This is a genomic window from Brevibacterium sp. HMSC08F02 (assembly GCF_001807555.1).
Lineage (GTDB): Bacteria > Actinomycetota > Actinomycetes > Actinomycetales > Brevibacteriaceae > Brevibacterium > Brevibacterium ravenspurgense.
On sequence record NZ_KV789354.1, the window covers coordinates 106,466 to 130,271 of the forward strand.

Genomic DNA, 23,806 nt, shown 5'->3' on the forward strand with positions numbered 1-23,806 from the left:
CTAGAGCACAGAAGAACCCCGGTTTGCGCCGGGGTTCTTCTGTTGTCTGCGGCTTGGCGCGAGGTGAGTCGCGCCAACACGGTAGGGGCTGGGGGTGAGTGTCGCTTAGGCGTTCGGGGCGAGTGCCGTTCCCGCTCCGCGCCTACGGATGGTGGGCACGGTGACGCTGCCTCCGGCTGCCGAGGTGCCTGCCGGGGGTGCGCTCTTGCCGCACGGCAGGGTTGACGGGACTTCGGCTGCAGGGGCGTCGTCTGTGTTGCCGCCCATGGCCTCAGCGTGTGCCTTGCGGTGGGAGCGCAGACGGTCCCGCAGTGCGCGGGCGTCGTCCTGGCCGACGATTTCAAAGCCGCCGTCGACGATCATGTCGAGGTCATCTTCAGCCGCCTGGCCTTCCGAGGTCAGGTAGTCGCCCAGGAACAGCGAGTTGACCACGTGCAGGGCCATGGGCTGCAGGGTCTTGAGATGCATTTCGCGACCACCGGCCATGCGCAGCTCCTTGTCCGGACACATGAGCCGAACGGCGCACAGAATCCGCAGGCACTGGGTGGGCGTGAGGTAGTTGACGCCTTCCAGCGGCGTCCCCTCGAAGGGGATGAGGAAGTTGACGGGGATGGAGTCCGAACCGAGTTCGCGCAGCGATTCGACGGCTTCGACAATCTGCTCGTCGGTTTCCTTCATGCCGACAATGAGGCCGGAGCACGGCGACATGCCGGCTTCGTGTGCGCGGCTGACGGTTTCAGCGCGTTCGTCCCACGTGTGGGTTGAACAGATGTCCTCGTAGTGCGACTTCGCGGTGTTGAGGTTGTGGTTGTAGGCGTCAACTCCGGCATTGCGCAGGCGCTCAGCTTGGCCGTTTTTGAGGATGCCGAGGCAGGCGCAGATCTCGACATCGGGATTGTTGGCCTTGATGTCTTCCGTCATGCCGGCGACCCGCTCGACATCGCGGTTCGACGGTCCGCGGCCGGATGCCACGAGGCAAACGCGCGATGCTCCGCCGGCCAGTCCGAACTCTGCCTGGCGGCGGGCTTCATCGCCCTTGAGCCACGAGTACTTGAGGATTTCAGTGTCCGAGCCCAAGCGCTGGGAACAGTAGCCGCAGTCTTCGGGGCACAGACCTGATTTGAGGTTGACCAGGTAGTTGACCTTGATCTTCATGCCGAAGTGGTGGCGGCGCACGCGGCCGGCGGCGGCAACGAGGTCAAGCAGCTGGGAGTCGTCAGAGCGCAGAATGCTCAGCGCTTCGTCAGCGGACGCTGGGGTTCCCGCGACGGCGCGATCGGCGATTTCACTGAAATTGAACACCGTTCAACTATTGAACAGTGTTCAATTTCTGTCAAACGCGACGCGGGTCACATTCGGTGGTGGCGTGTGTGGGCACTGCTCAGGCTGCAGTCTCGGCCGTTCCGTGAGTGCCGCGGCTCTATGACGTCCCGCGACAGGTCTATGACGCCGAAGTGGCCCTGTGTGACGCCGGGCGACAAACGTGTGACAAACCGCGTCGCCGTGTTGCAAACGGTGCCGCACGCGGTCTCGGTGTGTCTTTAGCGTCGTCTTCGAATCGCCGCGCAGCAGCGGCTCAGACCACAAAGGAGACCTCATGACGACAACAGCGACACCCGCCGGCGGCGACACCAGCCCGCCCGGCACCTCGGCAACCAGCACCTCGGCGGCTGGCACCTCGGCAACGGGAAACAGCGGACCGCCCACACCGCGGGAGCTGCGCCGCGTACGAGCGGCAAGCTTTGCCGGGACCACCATCGAGTTCTACGACTTCTTCATCTACGGCACAGCGGCGGCGCTCGTGTTCCCCACCGTGTTCTTCCCGGCTCTGGGCTCGGGTGCGGCGCTCGTGGCGTCCTTCGCGACCTTCGGCGTGGGCTTCGTGGCCCGGCCGGTGGGGTCGATCTTCTTCGGTCACTTCGGCGACAGGATCGGGCGCAAACAGTCGCTCATCTCGACACTGCTCATCATGGGTGCGGCCACCGTGCTCATGGGCCTCATCCCGCCGGCCGCGCAGATCGGCATTGCCGCGCCCATCATCCTGGTGACTCTGCGGTTCCTGCAGGGCTTTGCGGTGGGCGGCGAATGGGCCGGTGCCGCGCTGCTGACGGCCGAATATGCGCCGAAGGACAAGCGCGGCCTGTACGGAGCGTTTCCACAGCTGGGCACGCCCGCCGGCATGTTCCTGGCCAACGCCACGTTCCTCGTTTCCGCGCTGGTTGCCGGGGACTCATCCGAAGCGTTTCTGAGCTACGGCTGGCGGATTCCGTTCGTTGCCTCGGCGCTGCTCATTGCGATTGGCCTGTGGGTTCGTCTGAGCATTGCCGAAACCCCCGCGTTCATTCAGGCTCAGGCCGCCGCGGAGGAAGCGCTCAAGCGCGAAGCTGAGGCTGGTGAGGCCGGTGCCGCGGGTGGTGCTGGCGCTGAGGGCGCTGACGCTGGCGAAGCCGGCGGCCGCAAGTTGCGTGAGCGCTCGCCGTTCATCGACGTGTTCCGCTTCCAGGCGCGTGAAGTTCTGCTGGCCAGCGGTTGCCTCGTGATGCTGTTTGCCTTCTTCCACACCTCGACGTCGTTCCTCACGTCCTACGCTTCCGACCCCGAGGGCATCGGCCTGCCGCGCACCGTTGTGCTGGCAATCAACATGCTCGCCGCCGTGGTTCTCGGTGTGACGGTTGTGCTCGCCGGATGGCTGTCCGATCGCTTTGGTCGCCGTCGCCTGCTGATCTTCGGCTTTGCCGCCGGCACCGTGTGGGCGCTGTTCATCTTCCCCGTCATTTCCATTGGCACGGGTGCGGCTTTCGCTTTGGCCCAGTGCTTGACGCTGCTGTTCTACGCCTGCGCTTACGGACCGCTGGGTTCGTACCTGCCGGAGCTGTTCAAGCCCCGCTACCGCTACACCGGTGCTGGTCTGGGCTACAACATCGGCGGAATTCTGGGTGGTGGAATCGTGCCGATTGTCGCCAGTGCCATCAGCGCGACATACGGCGGAACGGGAATCGGGCTGCTGCTGAGCGCAACGGGTGTCATTTCGCTGGTATGCGCGTGGCTGCTGCAGGAAACCCGCGGGCAGGCGCTTGACCACGAAGAACCGGCCGAGGCTTCTCTGGCCGAAGAACCCGTACCCGCCGCGGTGTGAGACCACAGGCTGAGGCCACAGTCCGAGGCAGGTGCAGTGCGAGGTGCCGGGCACGATCAGGGTCCGGCGCCTCGTTCTTCAGCCCCACCCAGCATCCTCCGCCTCGTCCTTTACCTCCCACCTGCGCTTTAGCAATGGAAACTCACGAGGCGCTGCTCGCCACGCACCCCCAGCCACGCTTTAGCAATGGAAACTCCCGTTAGCAGTGACTGCTAAGGCGCAGATCCCGGCTAAGGGGTGTTTTGTTGCGGCTAAGGCGCAGATTCCGGCTATCGGGTGTCTTTTTGGGCACGGGGTGCCGGGTAGGGAGGGGAAGCTCACGAGGCGCTGCTCGCCACGCACCCCCAGCCACGCTTTAGCAATGGAAACTCCCGTTAGCAGTGACTGCTAAGGCGCAGATCCCGGCTAAGGGGTGTTTTGTTGTGGCTAAGGCGCAGATCCCGGCTAAGGGGTGTTTTTCTGGGGTGGGGTCTGAAGCTGTCTGCGGCCCGAAAGTGGACAAAATTAATCCGCGATGGCCAGACATTTTTCAGCCGGACCACCGCGGTAACCCAATAGTACTCTGGGAGTGAGCGTAAAGAACAGTCACAATGTGTGATTTTGGTCAAGATTTTTCCCAAACGCAGATTTGGGCGTGTCGGACGGTGCTGTCCCGTGGATTCTTGAGGCGGACGCCCGTCAAGTGAACATATTTGGCCGACGGTGACGTGCAAGGCTCAAACAGCCATCAGTGAGAACGTTAGTTCGATGACAGTTCTGCCCGAGGTTTGTCAGGCGAGAACGACGCGCTGCGGTTTCGGCGGTTCGAACGAGCGGTTGGCCGCCAGGATGAACAGAGCCCCCGCCGTCATGGACACGGCAGTTACCAGGTAGCCCTCGTGGGCGCCGTAGTGGTCGATGACGATTCCCGACAGCGCCGAACCGACGGCAACACCGAAGCCGATGGCTGTTGAAATCCAGGCAAGGGCTTCCGTCATTCGCTTAGGCGGAGCCAAAGACTGCACAACCGAACTGCCGGTGATGAGCGTAGGCGACACCGCGAAGCCCACAAGCAGCATGAGCAGGGTCAGCACCACCATGTTCGGTGCGAACACCAGCGGCCACGACAGTACCGCCAGGGCACCCGCGGCAGCGGCGTAGCGCACGCGAACCGGCGCCCGGAAATTCACTGCACCGTAGACGATGCCCGCAATGAGCGAGCCGAGGGCGTAGGCGGCCAGTGCGATGCCGGCAGCACTCTTCACCCCGTGCTCTTCTGCGCTGGCGATCGTCGAAACATCGACCGCACCGAAGTTGATCCCGAGGAAGAACTGGCCGATGACGGCAAACAGGATGCCGCGATTGCGCAGCACCTTGCCCCGCATAGCTCGCGGTTCTCGCTTGCTGGTGGGAGGTTCCGTGGTTTTCTGCGGGTAGAGCAGCATTGCGCCGATCGTGACGGCGACCATCGAGAGAACAACACCGGAAGGGGCCCACAGTGCGGTAGCCAAAGCGGTGACAACGGCCGGTCCGGAAACGAACATGAGCTCATCGGCAACCGCTTCCCACGAAAACGCGGTGTCGAGCTCTTTCTGGTTCCTCGTCACCGCGGCCCACCGAGCACGGACAAGAGCCCCAACGGAGCCGACGGTTGCGCCGGCAACAGCGGCCGAGGTGAACAGCAGTCCCGGCCACAGCCGCAGGTACACCACCAGCAGCAGGCCTGCCAGGCCGATGACGTGGATGATCGTCGCGGGCACCATGACCTTCGCCTGGCCGTGCCGGTCAATCTGCTTGCCCAGAAGCGGGTTCGAAATCGCCTGCGCGGTCATGAAGGTGGCGGCCACAATTCCCGCCTGAGCGTAAGAACCCGTTTCTGCCTGAATGAACAGCACCACGCCCAAGCCCAGAAGGGCAATCGGCAATCGGGCGATAAGACCTGCCGCAGAGAACTTCAAAGCGCCGGGGATGCCGAAGATATCGCGGTAGGCAGAGAACATGGTCTCATCCTAGACCGCGACACAACGGGCCAAACGCCCGCCTCACGGCAACGCCAAATGCCACGTTACGGCGCAGCGAAACTGTTCCTCACGGGGCCGCCAACCGCCTCAGCCAGCGCCCGCCTAAACAGGCCGTCCTCAGTCAGTCAGAACCGAGTCTACGAGTGCCTGCGCTTCGTCGATGACCTGCTGCAGGTGTTCGCTGCCGCGCGCCGATTCAGCGTAGATCTTGTAGATGTCTTCCGTACCCGAAGGGCGAGCAGCAAACCACGCGGATTCGGTTTCGACCTTCAGACCGCCGATTGCCGCTTCGTTGCCGGGAGCGTGAGAGCGCACAGCCGTAATCGGCTCACCGGCCAAAGAGTCAGCCGTGACGCTGTCAGCCGAAATCGACTTGAGCTTCGCCTTCTGTTCGCGGTCGGCAGCAGCTTCCACGCGGCGGTAGGTGAATTCGCCGTGCTTCTGGATGAGCTCAGCGCAGCGCTGCGAAGGCGTCTGCCCCGTCACCGCCAGCATTTCCGCGGCCAGGAGGCTCATGATGATGCCGTCCTTATCAGTACTCCACGGGCGTCCCTGCTTGTCGAGGAACGAAGCACCAGCGGACTCTTCACCGCCGAAGACCAAGCTTGAGTCCAGAAGACCCGGAACAAACCACTTGAAGCCGACAGGCACCTCGTACACGGACCTGCCGTGAGACGTGATGACCGCATCAATCAAGCGCGAACTGACCAGCGTCTTGCCGACCCCGGCACTGCCGAGCGCACCGGCAGTCCAACCGGGTCGGTGGGTGAGCAGATAGTCGATCGCGGTGGCCAAGTACTGGTTGGGGTTCATCAGTCCGCCATCCGGGGTGACGATTCCGTGGCGGTCGGCATCGGGGTCGTTGCCCATGGCGATGTCGAAGCTCGAACGCGCTTCGATCAGTCCGGCCATGGCGTACTCGGACGAACAGTCCATGCGGATCTTGCCGTCCCAGTCCAGGTGCATAAACGACCACGTGGGGTCGATCGTGGGGTTGATGACGGTCAGATCGAGGTCGTAGGTGTCGGCAATCGCCGCCCACACGTCGACAGCCGCACCGCCCAGAGGATCAGCGCCGATCCGTAGACCAGCAGACTGGATGGCCTGCATGTCGACAACATCGTCAAGCGCACTGACATAGGCGCCGATGTAGTCGAAGTTCTGCGTGTTCTCCAGGTGGAACGCTCGCTGGAACTCGGTGCGCGGAATGTCCTGCCACTGGGGAAGGAGTTCGTTGGCACGGTTCTCAATCCACGCGGTTTCCTCCGCACCGGCCGGACCGCCGTGTGGCGGGTTGTACTTGATGCCGCCGTCAGTCGGCGGGTTGTGGCTGGGGGTCAAGATGATGCCGTCGGCCTGCCCGTGGGTGCCGGCGGCTTCACGGTTGTGGCGCAGCACCGCGAAGCTCAGCACGGGAGTGGGCGTGTAGCCGTCACGTTCGTCGATGAACGTGGGAACGTTCGCCGCCGCCAGAACTTCGTTGACCGTGAGGAAAGCCGGTTCGGAAAGTGCGTGCGTGTCGCGGGCCAGGAACAGCGGGCCGGTGATGCCCTGATCCTGCCGGTATTCCACGATCGCCTGGGTGATGGCCGCGATGTGGGCCTCATTGAACGAACCCGCAGAGCTGGTGCCCCTGTGGCCCGAGGTGCCGAACGACACCCGCTGAGCCGGATCGTCAGGGTCCGGGACGATGTCGTGGTAGTCATCCAGCAGCTGCGGGATGTCGGTGAGGTCGCTTTCAGAAGCGGGAAGTCCAGCGCGGTCATTCATACAGCAGAGTGTGCCGAAGTTATCGGCTCAGTTCCACCGTGGGGCCGGTAAATCTTGAATAGCGGATTCCGGGTGTCCGGAATGAGGCCGAGGTGTCGGCAGTAAAGTTTCGAAAATGGCACCGTGTCGTGCATTATGGGCAATGCTCCGCGGCCATCTTCAGATTGGCCGTGAGCCCCAAAAACTGGCTGTCGGCACGCCGGAAGCATCGCTGACAGCCCTGGTGAGGGCGGCTGTCAACGACTGCTTGCCTTGACCAAACAGAGCGGGCCGGAAGGTTTTCCTTCCGGCCCGCTCGCTGTCTCTGAGGGCTTTGCTTTACACGCGGCTTTATTCCACGCGCAGTTTTACTTCACGTACGGCGCGGCATCGCCTTCGGCGACGATCGGCAGTTCAGCTTCGTGGTGCCACTGGTCCATGCCGCCGACGACCATGATGCAGTCGTGACCGGCCATGTTGAGGAACTGAGTGGCGTGTGCCGAGCGGCGTCCGGTGCGGCAGATGACGTACACATCGACGTCGAAGGGCACTTCTTCCTGTCGTTCCTGCAGTTCGTCAAGCGGAACGTTGATGGCGTCATTGATGTGGCCGGCGGCGAACTCGTCGCGGCCGCGCACGTCGAGGACGATCGCGTCTTCGGGGACTTCGGTGACTGAGCAGGTGGGTTCTTCGAACATGATCACATCTTTCCGCTGTCGCGCAGGTTGATATGCCAGTTGAGGGCTTCTTCCAGAATGTGCGGTGTGTGCTGGCCGCCGGGGTCGGCGGCAATGGCTCGGTCGAGGTAGTCGTTGAGCCTGTCGCGGAAGTCCGGGTGAGCGCAGTTGTCGATGATGCGGCGGGCGCGCTTGATGGGCGACAGTCCGCGCAGGTCTGCGATGCCCTGTTCCGTGACGAGAACGTGGGTGTCGTGCTCCGTGTGGTCGACGTGGCTGGCAAACGGGACGATTGACGAGATCGCGCCGTCCTTGGCCGTTGACGGCGAAACGAAGAAGTTGAGGAACGCGTTGCGCGCGAAGTCGCCCGACCCGCCGATGCCGTTGACGATCTTCGTTCCGGTGATGTGGGTGGAGTTGACGTTGCCGTAGATGTCGGCCTCAACCATGCCGTTGATGCCGATGACCCCCAGACGGCGGACGATTTCGGGGTGGTTCGACATTTCCTGCGGGCGCAGGAGCAGGCGGCCCTTGAAGTTTTCGACGTTGTCGTTGAAGTACTGGGCTTTTTCGCGGGTCAGGGACAGTGCGGTGGCGGACACGGATGTGAACGTGCCCTCTTCCAGGAGGCTCAGCAGGTTGTCCTGCACCACCTCGGTGAAGGACGTGAGGTTGCGGAATTCGGATTCCTGCAGGCCTGCGAGCACCGCGTTGGCGACGTTGCCGATGCCCGACTGCAACGGCAGCAGGTTCTTCGGCAGGCGGTCGTGCTTGACTTCCGAACGGAGGAAGTCGATCAGGTAGTTCGCCATCGCCTCGGACTTTTCGTCAACCGGGTTGAACTTGTTGTCGCGGTCCGGGGAGTTGGTTTTGACGACCGCAACGACCTTCGATTCATCAACCCGCAGGTAGGGGTCGCAGATCCGCTGTGCGGGGTCGAGGATCTGAATGGGATTGCGGTGCGGCGGGATGTGGGTGCCGTAGTAGATGTCGTGGAAGCCCTCGATTTCGTTCGGCAGCCACTCGTTGACTTCCAGGATGACCTTGTCGGCCAGGTCGAGCCAGGTTTTGTTGTTGCCGACGGACGCGCCGGGCACCAGCAGGCCGTTGGGCAGGATGGCCGCGACTTCGACGACGGCGACGTTGAGTTTGCCGTAGAAGCCGAACCACACCTGCTGGGCCAGGTGGCTCAGGTGGGCGTCGAGGTAGTCGACGTCGCCGTTGTTGATGGCTGCCCGCATGTCGGGGTCGGTGTTGAACGGGGTGCGGAAGTGCACGCCTTTGGCTTTGGCGAGTGCTCCGTCGAGTTCATCCGAAGTCGATGCCCCGGTGAACAGTCCGATCGAGAAGTCTTCCCCCGCATCGTGTGCTGCTTCTATGCGGTCTGCCAGTGCCGTGGGTACGGCTTTCGGGTATCCGCTTCCGGTGAAGCCGGACATTCCGACGTTGTCGCCGGGGTTGATGAAACGAGCAGCTTCCTCGGCAGACATCACCTTGTCCGCGAGAACAGTATTCACAATGCGAGCCATAGCCTCATTGTTCCAAATTGCGCAACAGCTCACACCGCCGGGTCGGCGCCTGCCGTGCGGCCGGTTGGTTCTTCATTGTCATTTCCCGAGGTGCCGCTCGCCTTGCCCGCCTCGATCGCCTTGCGCAGGTCCTCAAGTGCCGCGTAGAACTCCACGGTTGGGCCTTATGCGTCGGAGGGGATCGGCGGCAGCGTTGTGGCGGTCAGGCGGGGACCGCGTTCGGTGCAGCCCAGAATCCGCAGGCTCTGCTCGAGGTATTCGCGTTCGAGGTCGTCCACCTGCAGTGGGCCGTCCGGATTCCACCACTGGGGGAGGACATTGCTGATGGCCAGAATGGAGCGGGCCGCGAGGTCGGGGTTGTCGATGTCGAAAACACCCTGCTCTTTGCCAAGGCGGACCTGTTCGTACAGCTGACCGCGGGTGAAGACGCGCAGCTCATCGATTTCAGGCCGGTAGTCCTCGCTCAGGCGCTCTGTTTCGAACAGCAGAAGCCGGGAGCTTGCGAGGTTCGCGGCCCGGTAGCGCACAAGAACGCGCACAAACACCGCCACGCGGGCAACCGGGTCCGGTTCGGCGGCGTTGAGGGCCTCGTCGATTGCGGTGTTGAACTCTTGGTAGCTGGTGCGGATGAGTTCGAAAAGGGCAGCCTGCTTCGAATCGAAGTAGTAGTAGAGGGCAGACAGGTTCAGCCCCGCCGTGTTGGCGATGTCGCGGATGGATGCACCGTCGAATCCCTTTGCCGCAAATGTTTCCCGCGCGGCGCGCAGAATAGCGTCGCGGCCCTTGAGCTGTTGTCCTGAACGTTTCATAAGCGCCAGGCTATCGTAGGTTCAAACGATCGTTCTGCATACAAAAGGGTCGCTGCCGGGGTACAGTGCAGCGTGCACCATGCGCAGCCGCTGTTACAAAGGAGTCCGCAGTGAAGAACTACGAAGCGATCAGCCGCTTCCTTGCCCACGAACGTTCCGGCAAGCCGCTGTTCGGCCTTATGGGTGATGCCAACCTCGCGTATCTGGGTCATTTCATCGAACAGACCGACGGTCGCTACATCGGCATGTCAATCGAAGACGCTGTCGTTTTGGCAGCTGACGGCTACGCCCGCTTCTCCGGCGAAGTCGGCATGGCGACTGTCACCTTCGGCCCCGCAATCACCAACGCCATCACCGCACTGACCGAAGCTGCGCGCGCCCGCACACCGCTGGTGCTGCTGACCGGCGACACCCCGGACGTCAATGAGCACTACCAGCGCATCGACATCGCGGCAGTCGCAGCTTTGACAGGTGCCGCCTATGAGCGCTCCTATTCCGGCGCAGATGCAGTGAAGACGATCCACAAGGCCGTTATGCGGGCGCGCGCTCGCCAGCAGCCGGTGATCGTCAACATCCCCTACGCGCAGATGAACGACGAAGTCGACCTGCCCGAACTGCCCGACCTCAGCCAGCCCGCATCGGTGCTCGGCGCGGACTCCGACCGGGTCGAGGACGCTCTGGGCTACCTCATGTCGGCTCGCCGTCCCCTGGTCCTGGCCGGACGAGGTGTCATTTCGGCAGGTGCGCGCGATTCTGTTCTGCGCTTCGCCCGCATGATCGGCGCTCCCGTCATGACCTCTCTCATTGCAAAGGACCTGTTCCGCGGCGAACCGGAAAATCTCGGTATCCACGGCACCCTGTCCAACGAAGTGGGCGTTGAGTACATGGGCGACGCTGATGTCGTCATCGCCTTCGGGGCGTCACTGAACAACTGGCAGACCGACCACTACCACCTGATGGAAGGCAAGAAGGTCATCCAGGTGGACAGCTGCGCCGAAGCGCTCGGCAAATACGGTCCCGTCGACGTCGCCATCCAGGCGGATGTTGCGGCAGCGGTCGACGCTCTTGCCGGAACCCTGCTGGAAGCCGACCCGGACGCGGACAGCCGCACGGCACCCAAGTACGTTGCGGCACTTGAGGACCGCCCCCAGCGGGAGGCACTCGATGACTACCGCTCCACCTCGCGCGAAGACCACATTGACGTGCGTGACGCAGCAATGCGGATCAGCGAGGCCATCAGCCACGACGGCCAGAAGCAGATCAACCAGGTGTCCGACATCGGCATGTACTTCCCGTCGGTCGTCCAGCACATGGTTGTCGACCCCGGCAAGTGGGACTTCGCCGGCTACTTCGGTGCGATCGGTCTGGCCATCCCCCTGGGTGTCGGTGCGGCCTACGCGGATTCGTCGCGCCCGACGGTCGTGTGGGTCGGCGACGGCGCGGCAATGCACTCGCTCATGGAAGTCTCCACCGCGGTGCGCGACGGCCTGCCGCTGGTGGTCGTCGTGCTCAACGACTCCTGCTACGGTGCCGAGTTCTACAAGCTGGAGAACTTCGGTTCCAAGGGCGAAACCTCGTTCGTCGAATGGCCGTCCTTTGCCGCCATGGCCCGAGGAATGGGCGCTGCCGGGCACACCGTGAGCTCCCTGGATGAACTCGATTCGGTGCTGGGAGAACTCGGCGAAATCACCGCGCCGACCGTCATCGAAGTGGTCACCGATCCGCTGGAGCGCTTCCGTCCCAAGCCCCGTTCGTAAGGTGCATCACTTGCCGCTAAAGTGAGCTGTGCAACACCACAGTGAGGAGATAGCTATGGAAATTCAGGGAGTATCCGCCCTCGTCACCGGCGGCGTGTCCGGTCTTGGCCGCGCGACAACCGAGCGTCTGCTCGCGGCCGGTGCCAACGTCGTCATGATCGATCTCAACGAAGAAGCCGGTGCGAAGGCCGCAGAAGAACTCGGCGAACGCGCCCACTTCGTCAAGGCCGACGTGCAGAACGAAGAGCAGGTTCAGGCCGCTGTCGACAAGGCAGTTGAGCTCGGCCCCCTGCGCATCGTCGTCAACTGCGCCGGTGTGGCGACACCCGGCAAGCTCGTTTCGCGCCGTGGCCCGCTGGAACTCGAGACCTTCAGCAAGGTCGTCGGCATCAACCTGGTCGGCACCGTCAACGTGGCACGTCTGGCAGCTGCGGCAATGCAGCAGGGCGAACCGGACGGCGAAGAGCGCGGCGTCATCATCAACACCGCTTCGGTCGCAGCTTTTGACGGCCAGATCGGCCAGATTGCGTACTCGGCCTCCAAGGGCGGCGTTGCTGCCGTGACCCTGCCGATGGCCCGCGAACTCGCCGAATCGCTCATCCGCGTGGTCACCATCGCACCGGGCATCTTCGAAACCCCGATGATGGCCGGGCTGCCGCAGGAAGCTCAGGACTCGCTCGGCAAAATGGTTCCGCACCCGGCGCGCCTGGGCAAGCCCGCCGAATACGCCCAGCTGGTCGAATCGATCGTGCGCAACCCCATGCTCAACGGCGACACCATCCGTCTGGACGGCGCCATCCGCATGCAGCCGAAATGATTCGCGTGAGCTGAGGTCACCTCAGCTGTGACCGGTCGAGGTGCCGTCCCCGTTTTGGGGAGCGGCACCTCGTCTGTTTTTGGGCGCGCGTTCTTGTGGGCGGCTGTGCTCCCGTAAGCCGGATTCCGAGGCTCAGCTCAAGCCGGCTCGTTCGGCCAGCACCTGGGCCGTCACCGAACGCGAATCCGGGCGCAGACCCTGTTGGGCGACCGCCGCTGGCGTCCCGGTGGCCAGAATCTGGCCGCCCTCGTCGCCGGCTCCCGGGCCGATGTCGATGACGTGGTCGGCCTGCGCGACCACCCGGAGGTCGTGCTCGATGACGACCACTGTCGCGCCGTCGTCGACCAGGCGGCGCAGCTGGGTGAGCAGAAGGTCCACATCCGCCGGGTGCAGCCCCGTTGTCGGCTCGTCCAGGAGGTACAGGCTGTGCTTGCGGCTGGAGCCCCGCTGCATTTCGGAAGCCAGCTTGATGCGCTGCGCTTCGCCGCCTGACAGCTCCGGGGAGCCCTGTCCCAGGCGCAGGTAGCCCAAGCCGAGTGCATGCAGGAATTCGACAGAGCGCAGAACTTTCGGTTCTTCGGCGAAGACCTCCAGCGCCTCGTCTACGGTCAGCGCCAAAACATCCGCGATGCTGCGGTCGTTCCACTGCAGTTGAAGGATCTCCGGCTTATAGCGCTTGCCGTGGCAGGCCGGGCAGGTGGTGTACGTGCCGGGCAGGAACACCAGCTCAACTTCGATGCTGCCCGCGCCATCGCACTCCGGGCAGCGGCCCTTTTTCGTGTTGTAGGAAAAGTCCGACACCGACATTCCCCTCCGCTTGGCCTCCGGGGTGTCAGCAAAGAGCCTGCGCACGTGATCGAACAGGCCCGTATAGGTCGCGACGGTTGAACGAACGGTGCGCCCAATCGGCTTCTGGGTGATGTGAACCAGCCGGCGGATCTCATCGACCCCCGCTGCGCTGTCCACTCGGAAATTCCGGGAGTCGTCGGAATCCGCCGTGACCTCAGCATCAGAATCTTCGTCAGTGGCTTCTTCGGTGCCGACTACCTGCTTGGCTGAGCGGGACGCCACATCGGCCAGCACCCCGATGACGAGGGTGGATTTTCCGGAACCGGATACTCCCGTGATCGCGGTGAGAGCCCCCAGCGGGAAGTCAACGTCGGCCCCGTCGAAGGCGCGCGCGTGCACGCCGCGCAGGCTGATGGATTCACCGGTGCCAGCCGGGGTGTCCGTCAGCTCGGGAAAGTCCTCGTTCAGGGCGGCGGCAGTGGGCGAGCCCAGCTGCTCGGCGTTGGCGCGGAACTGGTCCGTAGGGCCGGAGAACACCAGCTGCCCGCCGCGCTCACCGGCGCGAGGGCCAATATCTACGATCCAATCGCATCCGGCGACCAGGGACATATCGTGCTCCACCAGAAGCACCGAATTGCCCGCGTCGATGAAGCGCTGCAGCAGCTCGGAGACTGCCTTCCGCTCTACGACGTGCAGGCCGGCCGAGGGCTCATCCAGCACATAGGCCGTGCCGAACAGGCTCGAGTTCAGCTGGGAGGCCAGCCGCAGACGCTGATGCTCGCCGGCAGACAGGCTCCGTGCCGGCCGCGACAGGCTCAGGTGTCCCAGCCCCAGCTCGATCGCCGCGCGGACCGTGGGCAGCACCTGATCCAGCAGCAGCTCTTCGGCCTCGTCGTGCTCGTTCCACTCCTGCTTGGCGATCCCCGCCAAGTGCTCGAGGCGGTCCTCCAACACAGCCAGAACGTCCTTCAACGCCAAGTCGTTGAATTCGTCGATGGCGTAACCCGCGTAGGTGACCAGCAGGGTATCCGGCTGGAAACCGCGGCCCTGGCAGGTTGGGCATGTCGATGAATGCATGAAAGAGAGCACTCGGCGGCGGGTCTTGTCTGACTCCGTTTCCGCCAGGGACTCGGTGAGGTAGGTGGCAACCGAGCGCCATTTGCCCCTATACGACCCCTGCATGGCGTTTTCGTCCCGCACCGGGTGGACGGTGACCACCGGCTGTTCGTCCGTGAACAGAATCCAGTCGCGGTCCTCTTGAGGAATATCTCGCCACGGGACGTCGAGTGGGTAGCCGAGGGTGCCCAGGATGTCTCGGAAGTTCTTACCCAGCCACGCTCCCGGCCACGCGGCGATCGCGCCGTCCCTGATAGACAGGCTGGGATCCGGCACCATTGACTCTTCTGTCGGCCGGTGCACGGTGCGGGTTCCCTGGCACTCGGGGCACATGCCGGCGGTGGTGTTGGGCGAGAAGGCGTCGGAGTCGAGCCTGCCGTATTCCAGCCGTTCGCGCATACCGTCCGGGTAGCTGCCGGAGCGGGAGAAGAGCAGCCGAACGCTGTTTGAGATATTCGAGATCGTGCCCACGGAGGAGCGCGCGCCGCCCAGGGTGGTGGACTGCTGCAGTGCCACCGTCGGCGGCAGGCCCGTGATCGAGCCGACGCGCGGGTTGACCGCGCCGCCGATGAGGCGGCGCGCGAAGGGGGAGACAGACTCCAGGTAGCGACGCTGCGCCTCGCCGTGGATGGTGCCGAAGGCCAGGCTGGATTTGCCCGAACCCGAAACACCGGTGACCGCCACGAGGGTATCCCGCGGCAGGTCGACGTCGACGTGTTTCAAGTTGTGAAGCTGCGCATCGCGCACCCGGATCATTGGATCGTCACCCGCACGAGCCGCATTGCGCGGAGCCGAGGGCTCGGATGTGGAGTGAGTCATGGTGGCTACTCTACCCAGCAGACTGCGTCTGCTGCGGAGACTGCGCCTGCCGGGCCTGTTTGGCCTGCTTGGCCCGTTCGGCCTGTCGGCGCAGCACGAGACCGCGGACGGATCCCATTGCGATGAGTACCAGAGTGAGAACAACCGAGCCCAGCACGGTCGACCACGAAATGTTCGGATCCGCGGGGCTGTGGGTCAGCTGATAGACGAGTGCGGACATGAGTGACGCGCAGACCGCCGGCACTGTCCAGTACAGCGACAGCCTGGCCGACAGTGAGATGAGCACAATGGCTCCGGCGGGTGCCGCCAGGACTGACACCATCCAGACAGACAGGATCACCAGGCAGGCTACGAGTGCTGAGGGCGGACCGACGTAGCCGTATTCAACTTCCATGGGGTCGTGGTGAATAGCGGACGGCAGCAGCGCCAGCGCCAGAACGCCCAGAGCGATGTCAACCCCGAATGCCACCGTGCCGATCGAATCACCGAACGGTCGCGGTGGTGCAATGTAGCCGAGCGCTTCGAGCACGTGGTACATGCCGAACATGGTCACACCGGCGCTTGCGGCTAAGAAGAAGAGAATCTGCGTGCGAGCTTTGGAACGCACCGGGGAATGCTGATTCATGCGGTTTACTGTAGAGCGGAAAGTAGGGAAAACCCTCAGTGTTCCTCGGGCTTTCACCATGGGAATCTGATTGCGGCCCCGCGAGGATTGAAGCATGAAATCTCAGACACAGGACGGCAGCTGGATCAAACCAGCCGGGCATCCGGGGCTGATAGGCACAGTGAACCTGCTGGCCTCCGGTTTTGTCTGGTGGACGATCTCCTGCCTGTCCATCTTCCTGTTCTTCGGCGGACTGTCGGCACTGCCGGCTGCCGGTTCCGGCATCATCTTCCTGCTGGCGTGGTTCTACTTTCAGTGGGGCATCAACACTGTGGAGCGCCACCGCGCTGAATCGATTTACAGCCTGGGCTACCCCAAACCGCAGATGCCGCAGCGTGGACCCGGTTTCACCGGTTGGCTCAAGTGGTTGGGCCGAGCTGTGACCTCGGCAGTTTTCTGGCGCGGCACCGCCCATCATTTCCTCAAGTCCTTCACGGGTGCCGTCCTGGGCGGGCTGTCGTTTTTGGCACTCGCCTTTGCCATCGTGTTCTTCGGCATCGCCGTGTCGGACACCATCAGCCAGGAGATCGTTTTCGACAACGTCGACAGGCCGCTGCGTTTTGTACTCGCCGCGGTTCTGACGGTCTTCACCCTGGTCATCCTGTGGTACTCGGCCATGCTTGACCGTGCGATCGACAAGCTGCTGTTGGCGCCGTCGAAAGCTGACACTCTGACACAAGAGGTCACGGCCCTCGACGACGCCCGGCAGGGAGCGGTTGGTGCCGCAGAAACTGAGCGCGCCCGCCTCGAGCGCGACCTTCACGACGGCGTGCAGCCCATGCTGGTGGCCCAGTCGATGAAGATCGGCATGGCGAAGGCGAAACTCGAAACCGACCCCGAAGGGGCCCGCACTCTCATTGCGGAAGCACACGAAGATTCCAAGCAGGCGGTTGCGGAACTGCGCCGTCTGGTGCGCGGCCTGCAGCCGGCCGTGCTGGGCGACCGCGGCCTCGATGCCGCCCTGTCCGGCCTGGCAGCCCAGTCGGTCGTCCCGGTGGACCTCACCGTGAATCTGCCCGGGCGCATCGATCGAGACATCGAGTCCGTCGCCTATTTCGTTGTGGCCGAAGCCCTCACCAACATCAACAAGCACGCGCACGCCACCCGCGCGACTGTGCGGGTCGGCATGACCGCCGACCTTTCCCGACTGCAGATCGAGGTTTCTGACAACGGACGAGGTGGAGCTCACCTCCCGGTGCACGGAAATTCGGGTCTTGCGGGTCTGCGGGACCGGGTGCGGGCTGTGCGCGGCAGCTGGGAATTCTCATCGCCCGAGGGCGGACCAACCGAACTGAAAGTCGAGGTGCCATGCGCATTCTGATTGCCGAAGACTCTGTCCTCCTGCGGGAAGGCCTGGTGCGCCTGCTGACCGATGCCGGCCACGACATCGTCCACACGACGGGTGATGCGACTGATCTGCTCGGCGCGGTCAGTGCCCACGAACCTGATCTGGCGATCGTCGATGTGCGGATGCCGCCGACGTTCACGGATGAAGGCATCCGGGCGGCTGTGCTCATCCGCGCGCAGAACCCGGAAGTTGGAGTTCTCGTCCTTTCCCAGTACGTAGAAGAGCGCTACGCATCAGATCTCATTGCCGACAATTCCGGCGGTTTCGGCTACCTGCTGAAAGACCGCGTGGCAGACGTCAGCGACTTCCTGGAAGCAGTCGACAAAGTCGCTTCCGGCGGCACGGTGCTCGACCCGGAAGTCGTCAGCCAGATCATGGTGCGTTCCCGCCGGGACACGGGAATCGACCAGCTTTCGGCCCGTGAACGCGAAGTTCTGGCACTCATGGCCGAAGGCAAGTCGAACTCGGCCATCGCCTCCGCGCTGTTCTTAAGTGCCGGAGCAGTCGAAAAGCACATTTCGTCGGTGTTCACCAAGCTCGGCCTGTCAGCCGGAGCCGACGACAACCGCCGCATCCTCGCGGTCCTGAAGTTTCTAGGAGCATGACATGACCAACCAGCCCATGCCGACACCTCGTAATTTCAACCAGCCCAACCAACCCGCCCAGCAGCCTGCTCAGCCAGTACAGCCGGGGCAGCACCCCGGCCAGCCCGCACCCGCGCGGAAATCATCGCGCATCGGGTGGAAGATCGCGATCACCATCGCGGCGGTGCTAGCCCTGATCGTGCCGCTCGGCGTTATTGCCGTCACGATGGTGGCATCAGCCAGCTACGAGCACAGAACACAGAACGGCGCGATTCCCGAAGGCATCGACCGGCTCGAAATCAATACGAACCTCGCCGAGGTGATCGTCGTGGATTCCGCGGAGATCGGAGACCGTGACATGCCGCTGGAGTCGCAGGTCACCGGCTGGTTCGACACCCGCTACCGGCAGCACAAGGACTCCAGCACCGGCGCAGGCCCGGTCAAGGTGAAGAAGAGCGGACCGACAGCGGTTCTTGACATCAAACCTCAGAACGTACGGGGAGCCGAGGTGACCATCGGCCTGCCGAAGGACCTCGCCGAAAAGCTGGCGATCGACTTGAAGCTCAGTCGGGGTGCGATCTACGTCGACGGCAAGTACAAAGACATTGCCGCCTCGATACGCGGCGGTGCCGTAGAAGTCGAAGGTGAAGCCGAAAAGCTGGCGATCGACATCAAGGGCGGCGAGGCCGACGTCGACGGAGTCTTCGACGATGCGAGCTTCAAAGTTCAAGGCGGTGAGGTCGGTGCGGAGCATCTCGATGCGAAGAAGAAAGTGTCCGTCAACGTCACCGCGGGAAGTGCTGACCTGCAGCTGGGACCGAATACACAGCCTGTTGAAGGTGTCGACCTCAGTGTGGCAGCCGGCTCCGCCAGCTTGCTGCTGCCCGATCCGAAAGACATGGAGAACGGACGGGGGTACGTCATCGTCGATGACCGGCAGGCCAACCTGGGCAGCACCACAATCGAAATCGAAGCCAAGCGAGTGGCTGACATGTCAGAAGTCGGTGAGGACATCCCAGTGCACATCAACGCCGGTGTGGGTGACCTTGAAATCGGCTACTGGGATGCCGGTGGAGACTACTCCGAAGAGGCCGACCTCGACGAATAAAGCACGGCCGCGGTCGGGAAGGGAGCCCGGCGGCAGCCTTGACTATCTCCGTTGGTGGGCGAATAGTTAAAAGCCCACCAACGAGAGGCTTCATCGATGTCAGGTCATGACAACAACCGTGTCAGTAGCGTTCGTGTGGAAGACCCGATCCCCAAGGGAGTGCGCGGACACAAGCGGCAGGCGCTCAAACGCAGCATCAAGAGCCGTCACATGTTCATGATTGCGCTCGCCGGGGTCATCGGCACGGGACTGTTCCTGGGTACGGGGGATGTCATCAACCGTGCGGGCCCCGGTGGGACGATCGCCGCGTATGTTGTCGGCGGTTTCCTCCTGTGGCTGACCATGTCGTGTCTGGGTGAAACGTCGTCGGTGATGCCGGCTTCTGGGTCTTTTCAGGCGCACGCCACAAAGCTCCTAGGGCCCGGGACGGGATTCACGATCGGCTGGATCTACTGGCTGTCGTGGGCAAGCTTCATCGGCCTGGAGTTCTTGGCGGCCGGCATTGTCATGAAGTTCTGGTTCCCGGATGTTCCAACGGCGGTGTGGTCCGGTGTGTTCATCGTCGTGCTGTTCGTCATCAACCTGTTCAGCGTCCGCGGCTTCGCGGAGGTTGAATCCGGTTTGGCGTTCGTCAAGGTCGCAGCGGTTGCCGCGTTCATTGTGATCGGTGGCCTGGTGCTTGTCGGCTTGGTCGGCATGGACGGTGAGACGCGGCCGCGGTGGGAGAACTTCTACGCTGACGGCGGTTTCTTCCCCACGGGGATCGGTGCGGTTCTTGCCGCAATGATGACGGTTATCTACACGTTCATGGGTTCGGAAGTCATGGGTGTTGCCGCTGGCGAGGCGGAAAACCCCGCCAAGGCGGTCCCCAAGGCGGTGCGGACGATCGTGTTCCGTCTGGTGTTTCTGTACTTGGGTGCTGTTGTCATCCTCATTGCGCTCATCCCGTGGCGTCAGGCGGGGCTTTCGGAAAGCCCGTTCGTCACGGTGTTCGAAGCGATCGGCATTCCCTTTGCCGCGGACATCATGAACTTTGTCGTGTTGGTGTCGATCCTGTCGGTGGGCAACACCGGTCTGTACATGTGTTCGCGCATCCTGTGGTCGCTTGGCCACGATGGGCATGCGCCGAAGTTCTTCACCCGCACGCTCAAGAACGGTTCGCCCTATGGTGGGCTGATCTTCACGATGGTGTTCGGGCTGCTGTCGCTGCTGTCGAGCTTCGTTGCAGAGGACACGCTTTTCGTGTTCCTCATGTCGGTCTCCGGCATCGGCGGTGCACTGTCGTGGATCACGATTGCGCTCACCCAGTACTCGTTCCGCATCAAGTTCGTGAAGTCCGGTGGGGACGTCAAGCAGCTTCCTTACCGGGTGCCGCTGTTCCCGGCGGTGCCGATCCTCGTGGTGCTGCTCAATCTGGCTGTGTTCGTCGGCATGGCGCTCGATCCCACCCAGAGGCTGTCGCTTGTCATCGGCTTGGGCGTGGTGCCTGTCTGCTATGGCGTGTACTGGCTGTTCATCCGTCCGCGCGAGAAGCACTTGCCGTCGGCCGAAATGGAAGTCCGACTGTCAGCTGAAAAGGTGTAACGGCTGCTGGCTGGGAGCCTGGGAGGTTCCGGTACCTGCCGAGGTGCCGGTGGTTGCCGAGGTGCCGGTGGTTGCCGAGGCGCCGGTGGTTGCCGAGGCGCCCTCCACCTCGTCAGTGGTGCTCCGGTTGAACTGCTGGCCGGATAGTCGTGTCAGTGCCAGCCGATAGGGTGAGAACATCAGCCGCAAGGTCCGCCAGCCCAAGGAGTGTCCGCATGACGGAGTACGTTGTTCTTCTCGATGAAGACGGCAAGCCCATTGGTGAGGCTGACAAGGTTGCTGTGCACACGGCTGACACCCCGCTGCACTTGGCGTTTTCGTGTTTTCTGTACAACGACTTGGGCCAGGTGCTTATGACTCGACGGGCACTGGGCAAGGCCACGTGGCCCGGTGTGTGGACCAATTCCTTCTGCGGGCATCCCGCGCCGGGGGAATCGTTCACAGCAGCCATTGAAAGGCGCGCCGCGCAGGAACTGGGCACCAAGGTTGTTGAGGTCACCGAGATCCTGCCGGACTTTAGGTATCGGGCGATTGACGCATCGGGTGTTGTCGAAAACGAAATCTGCCCCGTGTTTTCGGCGAAGATCGACGGCGAGCTTCTGCCGGTTACTGACGAAGTCATGGATTTTGCATGGGTTGATCCTGATGCGCTGACGGATGTTCTGCGCCAGGCGCCTTTTGCCTTCAGCCCGTGGGTGGTTGAGGAATGGGCGCAGCTGCGTGGCTGAGATTCTCAATTCGGTTCGGGTTCGCCAGCATTCTGGTCCGCTCGATCCGCTGGGGCCATTTGCTGTTCCCCATCCGGAAGGCAGGGGAGTGGGCCAGGCACCGTTTTTGTCCCGCGGTTCGCTTCTGAACTGGCGGTTCAGGCGGCACGATTTTGAAGCCCACGGCACCGAGGTAGTCCAGCCGGTGCGCGTTGTTCAGCATGATGAGCGCGGTCTGGTTGTGTGGCTTGCCGGCGGTACTCCGACGGTCGACAGCCGTTTTGCCGGCCGCGAGGACGTCAATCTGCACGACCTGGGCTACGCCGAGCGTTTTTCACCTTCGGCCACTGACCGTGTCAGCTATCGGCGGCACTGGCACGGCACGGGTGTGCTGCGGATTGTGCCTGCGGGCATGCCGTTTTCGGTGTGGCTGTTCTGGGCGGGAACGGGCGAGTTCCGCAGCTGGTACATCAATCTGGAGCACCCGCACACCCTTGCAGGGGATTCCCTGTTCACTGCGGATCACGTGCTCGACATTCTGGTGCGGCCGGACGGGACGGTGGAAGAAAAAGACCGCGACGAACTGGAGGCCGCCGTCCGCTTCGGTCAATGGGATGACGGCATTGCCGCGGCGATCGAAGCCGAAAAGCGCCTGGCTCTTGACCAGATGCGCTCCGGTCACTGGGCTTTTGACAGGGATTGGACGCTGTTCCAGCCCGATCCCTCGTGGACCCTGCCGCCCGCCCCGAAGCTGTAAACGCGCAGCTGTAAACGGCACTGGGCGCTGATGCCGTCGCCGTCTGCTGTCCCTCCACTCTGTAAACCGCGTTGTCAGCGCTTGCCGCCGGGCTGGTTTTGCCCTCTTACCAGTGCAGATTCACGCTTTAGTGCGGTTTCACGCGTTGTTGTGGCGCATTTACGCGCAAATCTGCATTAGCGCGTGAGTCTGGTGTGGTTTGGGTGGTGCCGGGTTTGGTGGGCGAGGTGGTGCTGGGCTTTGGGTGTTTTCTGTCGGGCCGGGTTCGCCTGTTTGTGGGTGCAGATTTGCGCTTTAGTGCAGAGTCACGCGTTGTTGTGGCGCATTTACGCGTGAGTCTGCATTACTGCGTGAGTCTGGCGTGGCCTGGGTGGTGCCGTATTTGGTGGGCGAGGTGGAGCTGGGCTTCGGACGGTTTCTGTCGGGCCGTGTTTGCCCTCTTGCCGGTGCAGATTTGCGCTTTAATGCAGTTTCACGCGTTGTTGCAGCGCATTAACGCGCAAATCTGCATTAGCGCGTGAGTCTGGCCTGGGTGGCGCGCCCACATTAACGCGCAAGTCTGCATTACCGCGTGAGTCTGGTGTGGGTGGTGAGCTGCATCAGCCTGTGAAATCGGGGCGGAAGGGAGCGAAAGCCGCCTCGACGCCAGCACGAACGTCAGCGCCAGCTCGCACATCAGCGCCAACCCCGCCAGCACCGCCGTTCTCACCAACAGCCAGGGCCAGCCGCAGCTGCAGCCTTGCCTTATAGGGGTCAAGCACACCCGAGGGCACAAGTCCCATCTTCTGCAAACCGATTTCAGCGCCGGGATAGCCGTAGGTGTTCTCCAGCGCAGACCCCGAACCCGTGCGCGACGAGTACACAACCGGCATCCGCTGAGCTAGCCGCTCAACCGCAGGAAGCGCCGACTGCGGCACGTGCCCACCGCCGACACCGGCAAGGACACAGCCGGCATACCCGGCATCGGCAACCCCATCGAGAATCGCCAGCGAATCACCCAAGCCAACGGCAATAACAGCCACCTGAGGGAAGACGTCGTCGCTGGTCAGGCCGGGGAACTGGGGACGAGGTGTCGCCCCGGCCGCTCCTGCCACTCCGGCTGCCGCCACACCACCGGCCCCCACAGCACCAGCCAAACCACCGTCCGCCGGAACATGTGGCAGGATGACGCGGTCTTCGCTCACCCAACCCAGCGGCCCGGCAGACGGTCCGGAGGAAAAAGCGTGGATGAAGCTTGTGTGGTCTTTGCGCACAAAAACGGGATCGTGGATTTCATCGGCCATCACCAAGGCGCTCGCCAGGCCCCGGACCTGCGGCGACAGTGCCGCAATGACAGCCGCCCGCACATTCGCAGGGCCATCGGCGCCGGGCAATGACGGGTTGCGCATGGCCCCCGTGACCATAATCGGGATACCCGAATCGTTGATCCGCGACAGCACAAACGCGGTTTCCTCAAGCGTGTCGGTGCCCTGCGTGAGAACAACCCCAACGGCTCCTTCATTCGCAGCCGCCCGCGCCGATTCCACGACGCTCACCAGGTGCTCGACCGTAATTGAGCCGGAACCGACCTGCGCCACCTGCTCGAATGTCAGCTGCAGACCGGATGACGAGGCGCCAGCCCCCTGACCGCCTTCCTCACCCGCCTGCCCCGCGGGTGGGGCAACGTGACCAACCACAGAACCGACGTCAATCGTGTCGAGGCGGGCGGCGCGTGCAATGTCTTCGCCGGAAATGCTGGGAGAAACCCCACCGGACTCAGTGGGAACAGACGCAATCGTTCCGCCCAGGGCGGCAATGTGGATCCTCATGCCTCCACAATAAGGCCCGGAACAACAGGGGCCGAGGCGCCCATTCGG

Annotated in this window: 20 protein-coding genes; 9 read left to right on the forward strand and 11 right to left on the reverse strand. The window is 63.1% G+C overall.

Annotated elements, in window-relative coordinates; translation table 11 throughout:
- Positions 1-105: 105 nt before the first annotated feature.
- Positions 106-1,302, reverse strand: a complete 1,197-nt coding sequence (gene bioB / locus HMPREF3172_RS05230; protein ID WP_070515972.1) for a biotin synthase BioB — start codon at positions 1,300-1,302, stop codon at positions 106-108.
- Between the two features lie 295 nt (positions 1,303-1,597).
- On the opposite strand from bioB, the gene HMPREF3172_RS05235 reads away from it, so the two are divergent.
- Positions 1,598-3,136 carry an MFS transporter gene (locus tag HMPREF3172_RS05235; protein WP_070515974.1) on the forward strand — a complete coding sequence of 513 codons (1,539 nt, stop codon included), beginning with the start codon at positions 1,598-1,600 and terminating at the stop codon, positions 3,134-3,136.
- Between the two features lie 770 nt (positions 3,137-3,906).
- Here HMPREF3172_RS05235 and HMPREF3172_RS05240 read toward each other — a convergent pair.
- From HMPREF3172_RS05240 to HMPREF3172_RS05260, 6 genes are all read right to left on the reverse strand, one after another.
- A complete protein-coding gene (locus tag HMPREF3172_RS05240; RefSeq protein WP_070515976.1) occupies positions 3,907-5,115 on the reverse strand; it encodes an MFS transporter in 1,209 nt (402 codons plus the stop codon).
- Positions 5,116-5,253: 138 nt separating this feature from the next.
- The gene (pgm, locus tag HMPREF3172_RS05245) at positions 5,254-6,906 is read right to left on the reverse strand and encodes a phosphoglucomutase (alpha-D-glucose-1,6-bisphosphate-dependent) (RefSeq protein ID WP_070515982.1); all 1,653 of its coding nucleotides are present in this window, start codon (positions 6,904-6,906) and stop codon (positions 5,254-5,256) included.
- Positions 6,907-7,253: 347 nt separating this feature from the next.
- The gene (locus HMPREF3172_RS05250) at positions 7,254-7,583 is read right to left on the reverse strand and encodes a rhodanese-like domain-containing protein (RefSeq protein ID WP_070515983.1); all 330 of its coding nucleotides are present in this window, start codon (positions 7,581-7,583) and stop codon (positions 7,254-7,256) included.
- Positions 7,584-7,585: 2 nt separating this feature from the next.
- A complete protein-coding gene (locus HMPREF3172_RS05255; protein WP_070515985.1) occupies positions 7,586-9,091 on the reverse strand; it encodes an acetyl-CoA hydrolase/transferase family protein in 1,506 nt (501 codons plus the stop codon).
- A 29-nt stretch (positions 9,092-9,120) separates the two neighbouring features.
- Positions 9,121-9,246 carry a hypothetical protein gene (locus HMPREF3172_RS10670; RefSeq protein ID WP_256173218.1) on the reverse strand — a complete coding sequence of 42 codons (126 nt, stop codon included), beginning with the start codon at positions 9,244-9,246 and terminating at the stop codon, positions 9,121-9,123.
- Positions 9,247-9,255: 9 nt separating this feature from the next.
- Positions 9,256-9,900 carry a TetR/AcrR family transcriptional regulator gene (locus tag HMPREF3172_RS05260; RefSeq protein ID WP_070515987.1) on the reverse strand — a complete coding sequence of 215 codons (645 nt, stop codon included), beginning with the start codon at positions 9,898-9,900 and terminating at the stop codon, positions 9,256-9,258.
- A 110-nt stretch (positions 9,901-10,010) separates the two neighbouring features.
- Between HMPREF3172_RS05260 and HMPREF3172_RS05265 the strand changes: the two genes are divergently transcribed.
- Positions 10,011-11,657, forward strand: coding sequence for a thiamine pyrophosphate-binding protein (locus HMPREF3172_RS05265; RefSeq protein WP_070515989.1), 1,647 nt, complete (start codon positions 10,011-10,013; stop codon positions 11,655-11,657).
- 55 nt (positions 11,658-11,712) lie between these two features.
- Positions 11,713-12,474: an SDR family NAD(P)-dependent oxidoreductase gene (locus tag HMPREF3172_RS05270; protein WP_019174350.1), complete on the forward strand. Its 762-nt coding sequence runs from the start codon at positions 11,713-11,715 to the stop codon at positions 12,472-12,474.
- 132 nt (positions 12,475-12,606) lie between these two features.
- On the opposite strand, the gene HMPREF3172_RS05275 is transcribed toward HMPREF3172_RS05270, so the two are convergent.
- Both HMPREF3172_RS05275 and HMPREF3172_RS05280 read right to left on the reverse strand, forming a co-directional pair.
- The gene (locus tag HMPREF3172_RS05275; RefSeq protein WP_070515992.1) at positions 12,607-15,198 is read right to left on the reverse strand and encodes an excinuclease ABC subunit UvrA; all 2,592 of its coding nucleotides are present in this window, start codon (positions 15,196-15,198) and stop codon (positions 12,607-12,609) included.
- A 10-nt stretch (positions 15,199-15,208) separates the two neighbouring features.
- Positions 15,209-15,823, reverse strand: coding sequence for a hypothetical protein (locus HMPREF3172_RS05280; RefSeq protein ID WP_231864057.1), 615 nt, complete (start codon positions 15,821-15,823; stop codon positions 15,209-15,211).
- 94 nt (positions 15,824-15,917) lie between these two features.
- Here HMPREF3172_RS05280 and HMPREF3172_RS05285 point away from each other — a divergent pair, with 94 nt between their 5' ends.
- From HMPREF3172_RS05285 to HMPREF3172_RS05300, 4 genes are all read left to right on the forward strand, one after another.
- Complete coding sequence (locus HMPREF3172_RS05285; RefSeq protein WP_070515994.1) at positions 15,918-17,183, forward strand: sensor histidine kinase; 1,266 nt, start codon at positions 15,918-15,920, stop codon at positions 17,181-17,183.
- Complete coding sequence (locus tag HMPREF3172_RS05290) at positions 17,171-17,815, forward strand: response regulator transcription factor (protein WP_070428823.1); 645 nt, start codon at positions 17,171-17,173, stop codon at positions 17,813-17,815. The genes HMPREF3172_RS05285 and HMPREF3172_RS05290 overlap by 13 nt, the downstream gene beginning before the upstream one ends.
- Position 17,816: 1 nt before the next feature.
- Complete coding sequence (locus HMPREF3172_RS05295; RefSeq protein ID WP_070515997.1) at positions 17,817-18,902, forward strand: DUF4097 family beta strand repeat-containing protein; 1,086 nt, start codon at positions 17,817-17,819, stop codon at positions 18,900-18,902.
- Between the two features lie 96 nt (positions 18,903-18,998).
- Entirely contained in the window at positions 18,999-20,486 is a 1,488-nt protein-coding gene (locus tag HMPREF3172_RS05300; protein WP_083281429.1) for an amino acid permease, read from the forward strand.
- Here the strand turns inward: HMPREF3172_RS05300 and HMPREF3172_RS10395 are convergent.
- Entirely contained in the window at positions 20,469-20,666 is a 198-nt protein-coding gene (locus HMPREF3172_RS10395; protein ID WP_141741586.1) for a hypothetical protein, read from the reverse strand. The two genes, HMPREF3172_RS05300 and HMPREF3172_RS10395, sit on opposite strands and share 18 nt — an antisense overlap.
- A gap of 35 nt (positions 20,667-20,701) precedes the next feature.
- Between HMPREF3172_RS10395 and idi the strand changes: the two genes are divergently transcribed.
- Both idi and HMPREF3172_RS05310 read left to right on the forward strand, forming a co-directional pair.
- Positions 20,702-21,214, forward strand: a complete 513-nt coding sequence (idi, locus tag HMPREF3172_RS05305) for an isopentenyl-diphosphate Delta-isomerase (protein ID WP_070515998.1) — start codon at positions 20,702-20,704, stop codon at positions 21,212-21,214.
- Positions 21,207-21,950 (forward strand): ribonuclease FAU-1 family protein, encoded by a 744-nt coding sequence (locus HMPREF3172_RS05310; protein ID WP_239233497.1) that lies wholly within the window; start codon positions 21,207-21,209, stop codon positions 21,948-21,950. Before idi ends, HMPREF3172_RS05310 begins: the two co-directional genes overlap by 8 nt.
- A gap of 599 nt (positions 21,951-22,549) precedes the next feature.
- Here HMPREF3172_RS05310 and HMPREF3172_RS05315 read toward each other — a convergent pair.
- The gene (locus HMPREF3172_RS05315; RefSeq protein WP_070516000.1) at positions 22,550-23,758 is read right to left on the reverse strand and encodes an asparaginase; all 1,209 of its coding nucleotides are present in this window, start codon (positions 23,756-23,758) and stop codon (positions 22,550-22,552) included.
- Between the last annotated feature and the right edge of the window lie 48 nt (positions 23,759-23,806).

Bases quoted from the DNA above. Each gene is read 5' to 3' on its own strand.
- HMPREF3172_RS05235 (WP_070515974.1), top strand. From the start codon at position 1,598: ATGACGACAACAGCGACACCCGCCGGCGGCGACACCAGCCCGCCCGGC.
- pgm (WP_070515982.1), bottom strand. From the start codon at position 6,906: ATGAATGACCGCGCTGGACTTCCCGCTTCTGAAAGCGACCTCACCGAC.
- HMPREF3172_RS05260 (WP_070515987.1), bottom strand. From the start codon at position 9,900: ATGAAACGTTCAGGACAACAGCTCAAGGGCCGCGACGCTATTCTGCGC.
- HMPREF3172_RS05270 (WP_019174350.1), top strand. From the start codon at position 11,713: ATGGAAATTCAGGGAGTATCCGCCCTCGTCACCGGCGGCGTGTCCGGT.
- HMPREF3172_RS05280 (WP_231864057.1), bottom strand. From the start codon at position 15,823: ATGAATCAGCATTCCCCGGTGCGTTCCAAAGCTCGCACGCAGATTCTC.
- idi (WP_070515998.1), top strand. From the start codon at position 20,702: ATGACGGAGTACGTTGTTCTTCTCGATGAAGACGGCAAGCCCATTGGT.
- HMPREF3172_RS05250 (WP_070515983.1), bottom strand. From the start codon at position 7,583: ATGTTCGAAGAACCCACCTGCTCAGTCACCGAAGTCCCCGAAGACGCG.
- HMPREF3172_RS05315 (WP_070516000.1), bottom strand. From the start codon at position 23,758: ATGAGGATCCACATTGCCGCCCTGGGCGGAACGATTGCGTCTGTTCCC.
- HMPREF3172_RS10395 (WP_141741586.1), bottom strand. From the start codon at position 20,666: ATGTTCTCACCCTATCGGCTGGCACTGACACGACTATCCGGCCAGCAG.
- HMPREF3172_RS05295 (WP_070515997.1), top strand. From the start codon at position 17,817: ATGACCAACCAGCCCATGCCGACACCTCGTAATTTCAACCAGCCCAAC.
- HMPREF3172_RS05300 (WP_083281429.1), top strand. From the start codon at position 18,999: ATGTCAGGTCATGACAACAACCGTGTCAGTAGCGTTCGTGTGGAAGAC.
- HMPREF3172_RS05240 (WP_070515976.1), bottom strand. From the start codon at position 5,115: ATGTTCTCTGCCTACCGCGATATCTTCGGCATCCCCGGCGCTTTGAAG.
- HMPREF3172_RS05255 (WP_070515985.1), bottom strand. From the start codon at position 9,091: ATGGCTCGCATTGTGAATACTGTTCTCGCGGACAAGGTGATGTCTGCC.
- HMPREF3172_RS05285 (WP_070515994.1), top strand. From the start codon at position 15,918: ATGAAATCTCAGACACAGGACGGCAGCTGGATCAAACCAGCCGGGCAT.
- HMPREF3172_RS05275 (WP_070515992.1), bottom strand. From the start codon at position 15,198: ATGACTCACTCCACATCCGAGCCCTCGGCTCCGCGCAATGCGGCTCGT.
- HMPREF3172_RS05290 (WP_070428823.1), top strand. From the start codon at position 17,171: ATGCGCATTCTGATTGCCGAAGACTCTGTCCTCCTGCGGGAAGGCCTG.